The organism is Kitasatospora sp. NPDC058046 (assembly GCF_042885595.1).
Classification (GTDB): domain Bacteria; phylum Actinomycetota; class Actinomycetes; order Streptomycetales; family Streptomycetaceae; genus Kitasatospora.
Map to the genome: position 1 here is coordinate 378,950 of NZ_JBHVRS010000005.1, position 13,080 is coordinate 392,029.

Sequence of the window (13,080 nt, forward strand, 5' to 3'; positions counted from 1 at the left end):
GCCACCACCCCCCCTTGCCGCTGCTCCCCCCCCCCCCCCCCCGGGTCACCCGGCCGCATTTCTGGGCCCCGGAACCGGCGCCGCCGGCCCGCCGGGGGATCGGGCGGCACGGCAGCGTTCGTGACGGGCGGGACGGGGTCAGGCCGTGAAGTAGCCGCTCAGGTCGGCGATCACGTGGGTGTCACCCCAGTTGTTGAAGAACGTCACCCGGCCGTCCACGACCGGGACGACGACCAGGTTGGCCCTGGTCTGCCCGGCCGTGAAGTTGAGGTTCGACACGCCGGGGCGGTCGGTGCCGTGCGGGTAGACGATCAGGTGGCCGTCCGCCGTCGGCTCGGTGACCGTGACGTTGAGGACCACGGCGGTGACGCCGGTGGCCGGCACGCCCTCCAGGCCCGTCACCCGCATGCTGACGACGCCGCCGCCGCTCACCGCTCCGGCTCGGGCGCCGACACCGTTGCGGGTGTCCAGCAGCCGGACGGGGGTGGTGGGGGAGTAGGTCGAGCCGGAGTCGCCGTAGTAGCCGGTGACGTCGGCGATCAGGTCGACGTCGCCCGCGCTGTTGCGCAGGTCGACCTTGCCGTTGACGACCGGGACCGTCACCAGGTTGGCGACGATCTTTCCGGCTTCGTAGTTGAGGTTGGAGACATTCGGCAGGGGCCGGCCGTCGGGGTAGACGATGATGTGGCCGGAGCCGGTCGGGTTGACGGCGGTGACGTTCATGACGACGGCGGTGACGCCGGTCGCCGGGACGCCCTTGACGCCGGTGACCTGGAGGCTGACCACGCCGCCCGCGCCGACCCGCTGGGCGGGGGCGCCGGTGCCGTCCCGGGTGTTCAACTACAAGATCCTCCGAGACCGCCGACAGAAAGGCGACGGCCCGCACCACGCGGTGCAGGCCGTCGCCCACATGTACAACCTCGCCCGAACCGCATGAACCATCAGGCCAGACCACACACCGACCTGCCCACACCCGGACTTCCGCAACAAGCTTTAGGCAACCCCGGCCCTGGGCCGCACGCTCTTCGGGGTAACAACCACCCGCCCGCCGCCGTCGCTACTGACCCCCGCCCACTTCGGTCTTGACCCGGCGCAGGCCGCGCGGCTCCTCGGCGTCTACTGGATCAGTTCGAGGTGCGGATGGTCCGGGGACACCGGGCAGACGTGGAGTTGCAGGTCGTAGCCGCGGGCGAGGTCGAGCATGGTCGGGTTCCACGGTTCGGGATCGGTGAGGGACTGCGTGGAGCGGGACTGGTCCTCGTAGGGGATCCAGCTCTCGGTGCTGGGATCCCATTCGGCCGAGGAGATGGTCAGCAGCGGGTCCATCTCGGTGCCGCACGCGTCGCAGTCGCGGGGGGTGGGGTCGGTCAGGCCCCAACGGGTCCAGCCACCGACCTTCCAGCCGGGAGCGTGGGACAGCTTGTTCAGGTAGAACTCCTGCGGGGCGATGGCGTAGGAGCTGTCCACCGCGGGCCCGGCCGCCTGCCAGGCACTCCACTCCGCCAGTTGCTGCTGCACCTCCTCGTCCAGCTCCAGGGGGTTGGGGTAGTCGGTGACGTCCTCCGGCGAGAGCAGGCACGGCTGCGGCACATAGCCGGGGAACTGGACCGCAGGCGGCTCGGGATGTGCGGTGAGAACTGGGGTGACCGCCGCGGCGGACCGCCAGAACAGTGCGGTCCTGGGGTGCTCCGGGTGGTCGAAGGGGCACCACAACACCTGGAGCACATCGGCCTCGGCCGTGCCGGGCGGGCGCAGCCGGGGGATGTCACGCGTGTACAGCTGGGCGACGGGAAGCATGGGGACGGGGCCGTCGGGCCACGGGCGGCCGGCTTTGATCAGGCTGTCGATCGCGCGCTCTTCGGGCGTGAACCGGACCATCTCGGGAATGCCCTTCGGGCGGCTCGCCACGGCCGCCCGGATGCTGCGCTGCTGCCGTACGTCCTGCGGTGAGAGGATCGTGTTGACCTGGTCCCACACGTGCGGGCCCTCGCAGTGCGGCCAGGGCTCGTCGGCGGGCCACAGCAGCGGCCCGCCGACGGAACTGTCATGCGGTGACGGTGATCCGGGGTGCGGGTGCAACCGGGTCGCCGTGCGTGCCAGGGGGGCCAGCCGAGGGAACAGCGCGGTGACGTCGAGCGGCCGCGGTGGGGTGGTACGACTCATTCTGGCTCCCGATGGCACTGGTCGGTCGGATTTAGTTGCCGAGGTTGTACAACCCAGTATTGCCCTTGGTGTTGGGGATGTAGACGTCGGGGAACAGCGGCTGCGACGTTCCGTCCGCCCGCTGGACGGTCGCGCTCATCGTGACGCCGTCGGGGATCGTGCTGGTGATGTCACCGTAGTGGGGCGTGACCTCGTAGAAGATGGCGTCGTTCTCCCCGAAGTTGGCGTCCTTCACCAGTTCCTGAGCCTTGTACTCGTAGGTCCGCATGCTGGGGGTTCCCGTGTTCATGCCCGACTGCCAGCAGGGGACGAGGTTGTCCTGCCCGCCGTCCTTTATTTGGCCCTTTCCGCCGACGATGTTGGCGATCAGGTGGCACCGGGCGAGTCCGTACGGAGCCTTGGTGCCGGGAGAGGCCAGGGGGCGGGCGAATTCCTGTGCGTCCTCCCAGCCGGTGATGTCACCCGACGCTGCGGTGCCCTTGCCCGGATTCTTCCCCAGACAGGCTTCGGCCTTGGTCGGCCGGGTACCGGCCGGGCCGGGCGGGTTGGTGTCCTTGTTGCGCTGCGCGACCGGTTCGGTGGTGTTGCTGTTCCACCCGTCGCCATTCGGGAGCGACCCTGTCGGCCGAGTCTGAAGGCAGGCGGCCCGAGGCGGGGCGGTCGAGCCGGTGACCTCCAGACCGAACCGCTCGCCCTCCACCACACGCTGGTTGGCGAAGCCCTCGGAGAGCCGCGTCCGGGCGGACTGGCTGTCCGCGACCGGAACGTGGGCGCGCACGCACGGCATGCTGCCCGTCACGCTCCGCAGCGGGTAGACGTCCCATGTTCCGGTGCTGGGGTTGGGGATGATCTCGGCGCACTGGGCGCCGTCGGTTCCCCCTTCATGGCTGGCCCCGAAGGGGAAGTCGTCACAGGTGTCGTCGGTGACGAGGTCCGGTAGGGCCTCGAAGGGTTGCGAGCCCTCGCAGGTGCGGCTCGTGCGGTCGGCCATGCCGCTCTTCGCGCGGGTCAGTGGCTTGTTGCGGCCCCAGCCGTCGGAGAGGTTGTTCTGGGCCCACTGGTATCCGGCCGCCGCGGCTCCCTCGGTCGACGTGCTCATCCGGACGATGGGCATGACGCTGGGGACGGCGCAGCCGGCAACGGGCTTGCTGGTGGAGCTGCTGGTGTCCCGGACGTCGTCGTCGCACCGGATCTTCTCCGGATTGCTCCAGGAGGCGTTCGGGTCGACGGCCTGGGCGCCGGGTGAGGTCACGTACAGCTTGTACGACGTCGTGAAGTCGACGGACGTTCCGGCGGCGGGGGCGGAGGAGTAGGACACGTTGCCGCTGACGGACTGGCCCTTGACCAGGTCCCCGCCGAACCAGGGGGCGGGCTTGGTGACCTTGCAGCCGGCCGAGCATTCGGCCCTGAACTTCGCGCTGAGGGACGTGACCGCCCCGGTCGCGCCGGTCATGGCCACCGTGATGTCCTCGTCCCACGTCGTGCGCGCGGCGGGCAGGAGGGCACTGGTCGCGACGGTCAGGGTGCCGGTGCCGAGCTCCTTGCCGTTGCCGTCCTTGAGCGTGTACAGCACGTTCAGGCCGTTCACGCAGTAGCCGAAGCGGCCGTAGCTCCAGTTGCCGGGGGTCGTCGTCGCACAGGTGGCGTCGTCGGCGGCGGCCGGAGCGGTCGGCTGAGCAGCGGCGAGAGACCGCCGCTCGGCCGGCGTCGGCGGCGCGACGCTCATGGTGACACAGGCCTGCACGGCTCCCGCCCCGCGCTCGCTGGAGCCTGTGCGCGTGGGCTCACAGTTCTCCTCGGAAGTCGCCGTGAAGGGCCGGGTCTTGGCGGGGGTGGGAACGCGGTCCGGACCGCTGGGGTCGACCGTGCCCACCTTGAGGCCGGACGCCGTGGGCACGTGCGCCGACGGGGTGTGCTGGTCGGCGACGGCGGTGCCGGTCGCGGTGAGGCTGAAAACGAGAAGGAGCCCGGGAAGTATTCGTCTTGTGCGTGATGAGATCATGTCTTCTCTCGGCTGGGGATCGTTCCAAGCGCCATGTGGTGGGCTGCGTGACGAGGTGAGCCGCACCGCCGTCCGTCGTTCGGGTCGGCGGGTGCGGCTACGGGAATCGCCTTGGGAGCTATCCGTCACTGACCGTCCGGCACGGTTTCGGTACTGGTTGAGCCTGCTCTCACTTCCCTCGGCGCCCGTGCCGTGGGGGCAGCGGGTGAGTATCAGTGAGCTGCGGCTGGATGCGGGCACTTCATCCCGGGTCGGCCGGAGACGCTGCCGTGCCGGACGAGCCGATCAGCCGACGCCTGGGAGGTGAGCGGAAGGCGGTGGCGGACCTGTCAGAAGAAGGCGCCGACGAGCTTGGAGCCGGCGTCGGCGAGCTTCTCCACCGTCCTGACGACCGGCTTGGCCACGGTGGAGACGGCCTTTCCGCCGCCACGGGTGACGAGTTGCAGCGCCGTGCGCCCGGCGGCCATGGCGAATTGGCTGCTGCCGAAGCCGTATTCGAATCCCGAGGCGATCGCGCTGATTCCAGAGGCGACGACGGAGACGCCGAGGCAGACCGCGGCGATGCTGCCGAGGACGGGCGCGGCAGGCCAGAACACGCAGGCGACGCCGAAACCCACCGCCAGGAGTCCTGCGGCCGAGCTCACCTTGTCGGCGGTGTCAGCCCACCATTTGGCGTTGCTCGGCGATTCGTCCTGGCCGGGCTGGGATCCGTCCTTGCCGGGTTGGGTTCCCTTGGGGTTGACCGTGTCGTTGGTCGCCGTGTTGGAGGGATTGCGGTTCGCATCGCGGTCCCTCTGCGCCTGCTCGGCGGCGACGCGCGCGGCTTCCTGCACCTCTGCCGTGCGCTTGTCGGCCGCGGTCTGGCGTGCTTCGGCGGCTGCGGTGGCAGCGGTCTTGGCGTCCCGGCCGGCGTTGAGCTCGGCCTGGTGGGCACTGGCGGCGGAGGCTGCGGCGCTGTAGGAGGAGGCCAGCGCGCTGCGGGCCGCGTCGACGGCGATGTTGGCGGAGTTGTTCGCCGCGCGGGAGGCACCCTGAGCGGTGTTGGCGGCGTCCTTGGCCTTGTCCGCCGAAGCCTGGGCGTCGGCGGCGGATTTGTCCGCCGCGCTCGCGTACTGGCGGGCCTGGGTGGCGTAGCCGTCGGCCAACGTGGCCGAGTCCAGTGCTTTCTGGGCCCACTCCTGGGCCTTGACCCCCGCATCTCGGGCTTCGGCCGCGACCTTGGAAGCGAGTGCCGCGTCCTTCTGCGCCTCCTGGGCGATCTTGGCTGCCGCCGCGATGGTCGCTTGCATGGCGGCGGCGTGGCTGAGGGAGTCGTAGTCGAGCTGGGCGGCTCGGTGCTGGACGAAATCCACGAAGCGCCGGCGCATCCAGGCCGGGCCTTCCATGGCGACCTGGGCGTACGCCTTGGAGTAGGCGTTGCCGGAGGCGATCACCTTCATGGTGGAGACGGCGTCGTCCTCCCTGATGGCGTTGGTCAGGTCCTCGTCGAAGAACTTCTGGAGGGCTTCCGGTGTGTTGGCGTTGAGGGCGTCGTTGGCGGCCTGGACCACGGCCTTGCCGGGCCTCTCGTTGAGGATCTTGAGGATGTTGACCCTGTTGTCCTCGGCCCGTGACTTGATGACGCCGCTGGTGTTGAAGTCGCCTTCCGCGGGGATGCCGCCGGCAAGGGCTTGGACCGCCGCCCTCGCGACGGCCGGCTCGGAGACCTGGGCGATGAAGAGGATGGTCTCGCGATCGTCCTGGGAGGCGGCGAGCTCGCGGTCCAGGTCGATCCAGGAGTAGACGTCGTACTCGGATCCGGCGAGTGCGAAGCGGGCGGCCTGACGGCTCCAGGTGCCCGCGGAATCCAGGAACGCGGTCGCCGCCTGTCGGCCGAGGGTGGCGGCAGCGGCGAGGTCGTTGTTCCTGAGGGCCTGCTCCGCCCGGGCGATGAGGTCCTTGGTGGCCTGGGCGGTCCGCTGCGCCTGGGTGCGCTTGTGCAGGGCGGCCGCGCGTTCGCTCTGGTCCAGCAGGGTGAGTTGGGCCGCCTCCTTCATACCTTGCAGTCTGTCGGTCTCCAGTGCGGCGGCCTCGGCGGCGCGGGCGTTCTTCTCGACCTCGATCGCGTCCGCGATCGCCTGGGTCGCGAGGTTGGCCGCCTTGACCGCCTCGTCGGCGTAGGCGGTGGACCTGTTGGCGAAGTCGATGGCCTGGCCGGCGTACTTGACGGCTTCCTCTGCGGCGTCGGCGGCCTTCTCGGCGTGTTCGGCGGCCGATTTGGCCGCGACATGGGCAGTGCGCGCGGCTTGGGCGGCGGTGGAGGCGAGTGCCCGGGCGGTGGAGGCGGCGTTGGTCGCCTGGTTGGCCGCGGAGGAGGCGATCTCGGCCTGGCGCTTGGCTTCGGCCGCCTCGTTCTGGGCGGCACCGGAGGCGTTCGCAGCCTGGGCGGAGGCCTTCGCGGCGGCGGCGGCGTCGCGTGCGGCGTCGGCGGCCGCCAGGCCGGCGTCGGCGGACTGGTCCGAAGCGAGGGCCGCGTCATCGGCCGCCTTGGCCGCGTTGTAGGCCTTCGCGGCGGCGTCGCGTGCGGCGACCGCGGCGTTCTTCGCCTCTTCGGTCTTCTTCTCGTCCTTCGACGCGGCGATCGCGGCGTTGTAGGCGCGCGTGGCCGCCGAGCCGGCGGCGGTTGCCGCTTGCGAGGCCGCGGTGGCTGCCCAGGACGCCCGCTGCGCTGCCTGGATGGCGGCGTTGGAGGCATTGATGGCGATCCCGGCGGCGGACGCGGCGCCGCTGGCGGCGGTGGCGGCCGAGCGGGCCGCGTCGGCGGCCAGACGGCCGTCGTCCCGCGCCTTCTCGGCTTCGAGCGCGGCGGTCTCGGCCTTTTCCTTGGCCTTGCCCGCGGCCGTCGTCGCACGTGCCGAGGCCTCGACGGCCAGGTCGGTCTGCTCCCGTGCGCGTGCGCTCTCACGCTCGACGATGGCGACCAGCTGCCCGATGTTGGCTGCTTCCTGGTCACGGGCCCGCGCGATGTGCTGGCCGGTGTCGAGGTACCACTGCACGTCGTCCGCGGTCCCGCTCAGGGCCCGGTTCGCGTACTTCTTGAGCTCCGGGCCGGCTGTAGCGAGGCTGCGGATGATCTCGACCCGCATGTCCTCCAGCCTGGCACTGTACTGAGTGGTGAGCAGGAACTGCTCCAGCGCCTGGTCCGTTCCGGCGCTGAGCGCGGTGTTGCCGTCGCGCTTGACGCTCTTTCCGCCGTTGGCCATCACCGAGAGGGTCGAGACCCGCATGTCCTCGGTGACCGAGGAGCGGAATCCGTCCTTGATGAAGGCCGATATCGCGTCGTCACCGTCGTTGAGGGCGGCGGTGACGTCCCTGCGGATGCTCCTGCCTCCGAAGCCGAGGTAGGTGAAGGCGGTGACACGGTTGTCGATCCGCGTCGCCTTCGGCAGCTGCTCGGTGAGGAACGTGGTGATCTCCTGGTCAGTGCCGCTCAGCGCGTAGGAGGCCGCCTCCCTGACCGAACGGCCGCCCAGGATCCAGGCCTTGACGACCTGGGCGCGGTCCGTGTCCGGAAGGGACAGGGCGTCACCGGCGGGGTCGGCCGTGCCGGCGCCGGGGGCTGCTCGTGCGGGTGTGGTGAACAGCCAGGGAGTGGAGACGGCGGCTGCGCTCGCCGCGAGGGCGGTGGCGAAACGGCGCCGGCTCCAAAAAGTCTGCTGCACAGAAGGACCTCTCTGATTGCGAATCCTCGAGGGTGAGGCCGAATCCCGCCCGGGACGTATCGTCGGAGTGGCGGTGGCCTGACCCTATGTAAGCGAACACGTCGTTAAAACCTTGGCTGGAGCCCAGGTGACGTCCCGGTCGGAAGATGGCTGGATCTGGTCCTCAGATTTTCGCAAAACTGCCACAACCATTCGACGGAGTGGCACACGTCGCGTTCCAAATATGGAGTTTGCACGACTATGTTCCGGTATATCCGCTTGGCTTGGCGGCATCTGGCTGCTTCTATTCAGGAGCTCGCCAGTCAGGGCATGATGTCGCTACACTCCCGTTCCGGCAGAATCCTTATGACCTGGCCGAGGCGCACCCCATAAATCTGCGCGCCTCTCTTTCCCATCGCGCACTCATGCGCGTTCACATGCACCGAATCGACACCTGGGACGAAAATGAAGGTACGTAGCACCATTCTGCGGATCACTGTCACAGCTCTGAGTGCAGGCGCTCTGACCTGGATTGCAGTTGCTGGAGGAGCGACTGGCGAACGCGGCCCCGATAAGCTCGCGACGCAGGTGGTTGCCGATGAAGGCCCCGGGTACGCGGTTGAAGACTTCGCCTACCCGAATGCCGACGGAATCCTCGCGGAGCAGAAGATCAAGCTCAAGAGAGGAGACGGCCACATCCTCCTCGCTCCCTGCACGGGCGCACCTGAATTGATGGAGGTCTTCTCCCACAAGAACGAGAAGGTCTGCTTCCGGGTCACTGGGGACAAGGGCTACCTGAGCCTCGAAATCCCTGCGGTCTTCGGAGTGAAGGGAAACGATTACGCCGCGCAGGTCGCGATGACCACCGGCACCGAGGAAAAGACCTTCCCGGTCGACAAGAACTCCTGGACGGCTGTCGGCGAGACCGCGGATGCGCAGGGCCGCGATTTCATGCTCCTGGAAATCCGCACCAGCAAGTAGCACCAGTCGGCGCCCGGCCCCAGGGGCGTCGTCGTTCAGTGTGCGTCCCCGGTTCGATCATGCGATACCGAGGATGGCCAGGGTACGGGTGGCGTTGCGCGCGTGGTGGCGGACGCCAGCGGCGATGGCAGTGTGTCCGGCGAGGCGGAGGGCGAGCCTCGCCGCCGACGGCGCCACCCGGACCGTGGATGTCCCCGAAGGCTTCCGCCGCACCGCGACGCGGGACGTGGAGCTGGGCGGACGGGCTATCCGGCGGGGGGACAAGGTGGTGGTCTACCACGCCTCCGCGAACCGGGACGGGGCGGTGTTCCCCGACCCGGACCGCTTCGACGCCACCCGTAGCCCGAACGACCACGTGAGCTTCGGGTACGGTCCGCACTTCTGCCTCGGTGCCCAACTCGCCCGCCTGCAGCTGAGGTCGGCCCTGCGCTGCCTGGTCGAGCGGCTGCCGGGGCTCCGGCTCGTGCCGGGGCGGCCGCCGCGGCGGCTGGTCTCCAACTTCCAGAACGGGCTCAAGTCACTGTGGGTCCAGTGGGGTTGAGGCGGCCCTCCGGATGCGCCCGGTGTGCCCGGTGCGCCCGGTGCGTCACTCGAAGCGCTCGGGGTCGCCGGCCCCGCGCCGGGTGATCTCCGCCTCGCCGCTGGAGAAGTCGACGACCGTCGTCGGTACCGTGCCGCAGTCGCCGGAGTCCAGCACGGCGTCCAGTTGGTGGTCGAGCCGCTCCTTGATCTCCCAGCCCTGGGTCATCGGCTCGTCCTCGCCGGGGAGGAGCAGGGTGCTGGAGACCAGGGGCTCGCCGAGCTCGGCGAGCAGGGCCCTGGTGACGACGTGGTCGGGGATCCTGACGCCGACCGTCTTCTTCTTCGGGTGCAGCAGGCGGCGCGGCACCTCCTTGGTGGCGGGGAGGATGAAGGTGTAGCTGCCCGGCGTCGCGGCCTTGATCGCGCGGAAGACGTTGTTGTCGATGTGGACGAACTGGCCCAGTTGGGCGAAGTCCATGCACATGAGGGTGAAGTGGTGGCGGTCGTCGAGGCGCCGGATCGACCGGATCCGTTCGAGGCCGTCGCGGTTGTCCAGCTGGCAGCCCAGGGCGAAACAGGAGTCGGTCGGGTATGCGATGAGGTCCCCGGAACGGAGGCCGGCGGCCACGGAGCCGATGGTGCGCGGCTGGGGGGACTCTGGATGCACGTCGAAGTACTTCGCCATTGGTCGACCCTAAGCGATCCCGGCCCCCGATCGCTGCACGGCGGGCCAGCGGGTACGGCCAGCGGGTACGGGCAGGGCGGCCGGCCGGCCGCCGGAGCGGTCAGCCCGCGCAGTCCGGGCACAGCCCCCGGTAGGTGACCTCCGCCTGCGCCACGACGAACCCGAAGCGCTGCTCGGCCGGCAGGTCGGCCAGCGGATCGCCCTGCGGGTGGACGTCGCGGATGGCGCCGCAGCCGGTGCAGACCAGGTGCTGGTGCGGGTGGTGCGCGTTCGGGTCGTAGCGCTTGGCGCGCCCGTCGGTGGCGACCTCGACGACCTCACCCAGGGTGACCAGTTCGCCGAGCGTGTTGTAGACCGTCGCCCGGGAGATCTCCGGGAGGCGCTCGGCGGCCCGGGCGTGCACCTCGTCGGCGGTCAGGTGCACGTGCTCGCCGTCCAGGACCTCGGCCACGACACGCCGCTGGGAGGTGAGGCGCCAGCCGCGCCCGCGCAGCCGCTCCAGGAGGTCACTCATATCGGTTCACCTATTCAGGTAATGGGGAGGACCGGAGTTTACCAATGCGCTTCCGGTGCCCTCCGGATCCCGATCGGATATGGGCTTGGTGTCTTTCTTGACTTGGATTCCGTCCACCGTAGGATCGGCTCCGGCGCTAGCCTGGACAGCAGCAGCACGTGACTCCCGTCACCACTCCCGTCACCGCCGGACGCGGTGCCGAGTGGGAACACCACGGGGCGCACCAGGCCAGACCGCAGCAGTAGGTGCCGTAGGTAGCAGATGAAGACACCGTGATCCGCCTTGTGAGGGAAGGATTCCCATGTCTGACAACCACGATGCAACCGGCGTAGAGGCGAACGCGGAGGGCTGCCCGGTGAACCACGGGCGCGCGCCGCACCCCACCCAGGGCGGCGGGAACCGCCAGTGGTGGCCGGAACGGCTCAATCTGAAGATCCTCGCGAAGAATCCCGCCGTGGCCAATCCGCTCGGCGCGGAGTTCGACTACGCCGAGGCCTTCAAGACCCTCGACCTCCCGGCCGTCAAGCGGGACATCCAGGAGGCCCTCACCACGTCGCGGGACTGGTGGCCGGCCGACTTCGGCTACTACGGCCCCTTCATCATCCGGATGGCCTGGCACAGCGCCGGCACCTACCGGATCAGCGACGGCCGCGGCGGCGCCGGCGGCGGCCAGCAGCGCTTCGCCCCGCTGAACAGCTGGCCGGACAACGCCAGCCTGGACAAGGCCCGCCGCCTGCTGTGGCCGGTGAAGAAGAAGTACGGGCGCGCCCTGTCCTGGGCCGACCTGATCATCCTGTCCGGCAACGTGGCCCTGGAGGGCATGGGCTTCCGGACCTTCGGCTTCGGCGGCGGCCGGGTCGACGAGTGGGAGCCGGACGAGGACGTCTACTGGGGCCCCGAGACCACCTGGCTCGGCGACGAGCGCTACACCGGCGACCGCCAGCTGGAGAACCCGCTGGCCGCCGTCCAGATGGGCCTGATCTACGTCAACCCCGAGGGCCCCAACGGCAACCCCGACCCGCTCGCCGCCGCCCGCGACATCCGCGAGACCTTCTACCGGATGGCGATGAACGACGAGGAGACCGTCGCGCTGATCGCCGGCGGCCACACCTTCGGCAAGACCCACGGCGCCGGCCCGGCCGACAACGTCGGCCCGGACCCCGAGGCCGCCCCCATGGAGCAGCAGGGCCTCGGCTGGAAGAGCAGCTTCCGCACCGGCGTGGGCGCCGACGCGATCACCAGCGGTCTGGAGGTCACCTGGACGGCCACCCCGATCACCTGGGACAACAGCTTCTTCGAGACGCTGTTCGGCTACGAGTGGGAGCTCACCAAGAGCCCGGCCGGCGCCTGGCAGTACAAGCCCAAGGACGGCGGCGGCGAGGGCACCGTGCCGGACGCGCACGTCCCGGGCAAGCGGCACGCCCCGAACATGCTCACCACCGACCTCTCGCTGCGCTTCGACCCGGTCTACGAGCCGATCTCCCGGCGCTTCCTGGAGAACCCGGAGGAGTTCGCCGACGCCTTCGCCCGCGCCTGGTACAAGCTGACCCACCGCGACATGGGCCCAGTCGTCCGCTACCTCGGCCCGGAGGTCCCCGCCGAGCACCTGCTCTGGCAGGACCCGCTGCCGGAGGTCACGTACCAGCGGATCGGCGCGGCCGACGTCGCCGACCTCAAGCGGCGGATCACCGCCACCGGCCTGTCGGTGTCCGAGCTGGTCTCCACCGCCTGGGCGGCCGCCTCCTCGTTCCGCTCCAGCGACAAGCGCGGCGGCGCCAACGGCGGCCGCATCCGGCTCCAGCCGCAGATCGGCTGGGAGGTCAACGAGCCCGACCGGCTGGCCACGGTGCTGCGCGCCCTGGAGGGCGTCCAGCGGGAGTTCAACGCGCAGGCCGGCGAGAAGCAGGTCTCGCTCGCGGACCTGGTGGTGCTGGCCGGCGGCGTCGGCGTCGAGCAGGCCGCGAAGGCGGCCGGCCTGGCCGTCGAGGTGCCGTTCGAGCCCGGCCGGGTGGACGCGCCGCAAGAGCTGACCGACACCGAGTCCTTCGCCGCGCTGGAGCCCAAGGCGGACGGCTTCCGCAACTGGGTCGGCAAGGGCAACCGGCTGCCGGCCGAGTACCTGCTGCTCGACAAGGCCAACCTGCTGGGCGTCAGCGCCCCCGAGTTGACCGTGCTGGTCGGCGGCCTGCGCGTGCTGGGCGCCAACCACGGCGGGTCCGCGCACGGGGTGCTCACCGGGACGCCGGGCGTGCTGACGAACGACTACTTCGTCAACCTGCTGGACCTGGGCACCAGTTGGAAGGCCACCTCGGAGGACGCGCACACCTTCGAGGGCCGGGACGAGTCCGGCCGGGTGAAGTGGACCGGCACCCGCGCCGACCTGGTCTTCGGCTCGAACGCCGAACTGCGCGCCGTCGCCGAGGTGTACGCGAGCGACGACGCCAAGGAGAAGTTCGTCGAGGACTTCGTCGCGGCCTGGGCCAAGGTCATGAACGCGGACCGCTTCGACCTGGCGTGATCCGCACCCGCGGCT

At 70.1% G+C, this 13,080-nt stretch carries 9 protein-coding genes and 1 pseudogene; 4 read left to right on the forward strand and 6 right to left on the reverse strand.

Annotated elements, in window-relative coordinates:
• Positions 1-138: 138 nt before the first annotated feature.
• Positions 139-840, reverse strand: coding sequence for a hypothetical protein (locus tag ACFVU7_RS13980; RefSeq protein ID WP_074002535.1), 702 nt, complete (start codon positions 838-840; stop codon positions 139-141).
• On the opposite strand from ACFVU7_RS13980, the pseudogene ACFVU7_RS13985 reads away from it, so the two are divergent.
• A pseudogene (locus tag ACFVU7_RS13985) lies at positions 827-937 on the forward strand (IS5/IS1182 family transposase); the annotation flags it as partial. The gene ACFVU7_RS13980 and the pseudogene ACFVU7_RS13985 sit on opposite strands and share 14 nt — an antisense overlap.
• A gap of 179 nt (positions 938-1,116) precedes the next feature.
• Here ACFVU7_RS13985 and ACFVU7_RS13990 read toward each other — a convergent pair.
• From ACFVU7_RS13990 to ACFVU7_RS14000, 3 genes are all read right to left on the reverse strand, one after another.
• On the reverse strand, positions 1,117-2,163 hold the full coding sequence (locus ACFVU7_RS13990) for a hypothetical protein (protein ID WP_074002536.1): 1,047 nt from the start codon (positions 2,161-2,163) through the stop codon (positions 1,117-1,119).
• Between the two features lie 31 nt (positions 2,164-2,194).
• Positions 2,195-3,889 carry a DNA/RNA non-specific endonuclease gene (locus tag ACFVU7_RS13995; RefSeq protein ID WP_388045172.1) on the reverse strand — a complete coding sequence of 565 codons (1,695 nt, stop codon included), beginning with the start codon at positions 3,887-3,889 and terminating at the stop codon, positions 2,195-2,197.
• A 605-nt stretch (positions 3,890-4,494) separates the two neighbouring features.
• The gene (locus ACFVU7_RS14000) at positions 4,495-7,866 is read right to left on the reverse strand and encodes a hypothetical protein (RefSeq protein ID WP_074002538.1); all 3,372 of its coding nucleotides are present in this window, start codon (positions 7,864-7,866) and stop codon (positions 4,495-4,497) included.
• A gap of 444 nt (positions 7,867-8,310) precedes the next feature.
• On the opposite strand from ACFVU7_RS14000, the gene ACFVU7_RS14005 reads away from it, so the two are divergent.
• Complete coding sequence (locus ACFVU7_RS14005; RefSeq protein ID WP_074002539.1) at positions 8,311-8,826, forward strand: hypothetical protein; 516 nt, start codon at positions 8,311-8,313, stop codon at positions 8,824-8,826.
• 184 nt (positions 8,827-9,010) lie between these two features.
• Positions 9,011-9,367, forward strand: coding sequence for a cytochrome P450 (locus tag ACFVU7_RS14010; protein ID WP_380718504.1), 357 nt, complete (start codon positions 9,011-9,013; stop codon positions 9,365-9,367).
• A gap of 45 nt (positions 9,368-9,412) precedes the next feature.
• On the opposite strand, the gene ACFVU7_RS14015 is transcribed toward ACFVU7_RS14010, so the two are convergent.
• Positions 9,413-10,033, reverse strand: a complete 621-nt coding sequence (locus tag ACFVU7_RS14015) for an L-threonylcarbamoyladenylate synthase (RefSeq protein ID WP_049650747.1) — start codon at positions 10,031-10,033, stop codon at positions 9,413-9,415.
• 100 nt (positions 10,034-10,133) lie between these two features.
• Complete coding sequence (locus ACFVU7_RS14020; protein ID WP_049650746.1) at positions 10,134-10,547, reverse strand: Fur family transcriptional regulator; 414 nt, start codon at positions 10,545-10,547, stop codon at positions 10,134-10,136.
• A gap of 301 nt (positions 10,548-10,848) precedes the next feature.
• Between ACFVU7_RS14020 and katG the strand changes: the two genes are divergently transcribed.
• Positions 10,849-13,065, forward strand: coding sequence for a catalase/peroxidase HPI (gene katG, locus ACFVU7_RS14025; RefSeq protein ID WP_049650745.1), 2,217 nt, complete (start codon positions 10,849-10,851; stop codon positions 13,063-13,065).
• The last annotated feature ends 15 nt before the right edge of the window (positions 13,066-13,080 follow it).

What these genes read in the sequence shown, in the direction of transcription:
- ACFVU7_RS13990 (WP_074002536.1), bottom strand. Translation starts at nt 2,163, where the DNA reads ATGAGTCGTACCACCCCACCGCGGCCGCTCGACGTCACCGCGCTGTTC.
- ACFVU7_RS13995 (WP_388045172.1), bottom strand. Translation starts at nt 3,889, where the DNA reads ATGAGCGTCGCGCCGCCGACGCCGGCCGAGCGGCGGTCTCTCGCCGCT.
- ACFVU7_RS14005 (WP_074002539.1), top strand. Translation starts at nt 8,311, where the DNA reads ATGAAGGTACGTAGCACCATTCTGCGGATCACTGTCACAGCTCTGAGT.
- ACFVU7_RS14015 (WP_049650747.1), bottom strand. Translation starts at nt 10,033, where the DNA reads ATGGCGAAGTACTTCGACGTGCATCCAGAGTCCCCCCAGCCGCGCACC.
- ACFVU7_RS14020 (WP_049650746.1), bottom strand. Translation starts at nt 10,547, where the DNA reads ATGAGTGACCTCCTGGAGCGGCTGCGCGGGCGCGGCTGGCGCCTCACC.
- katG (WP_049650745.1), top strand. Translation starts at nt 10,849, where the DNA reads ATGTCTGACAACCACGATGCAACCGGCGTAGAGGCGAACGCGGAGGGC.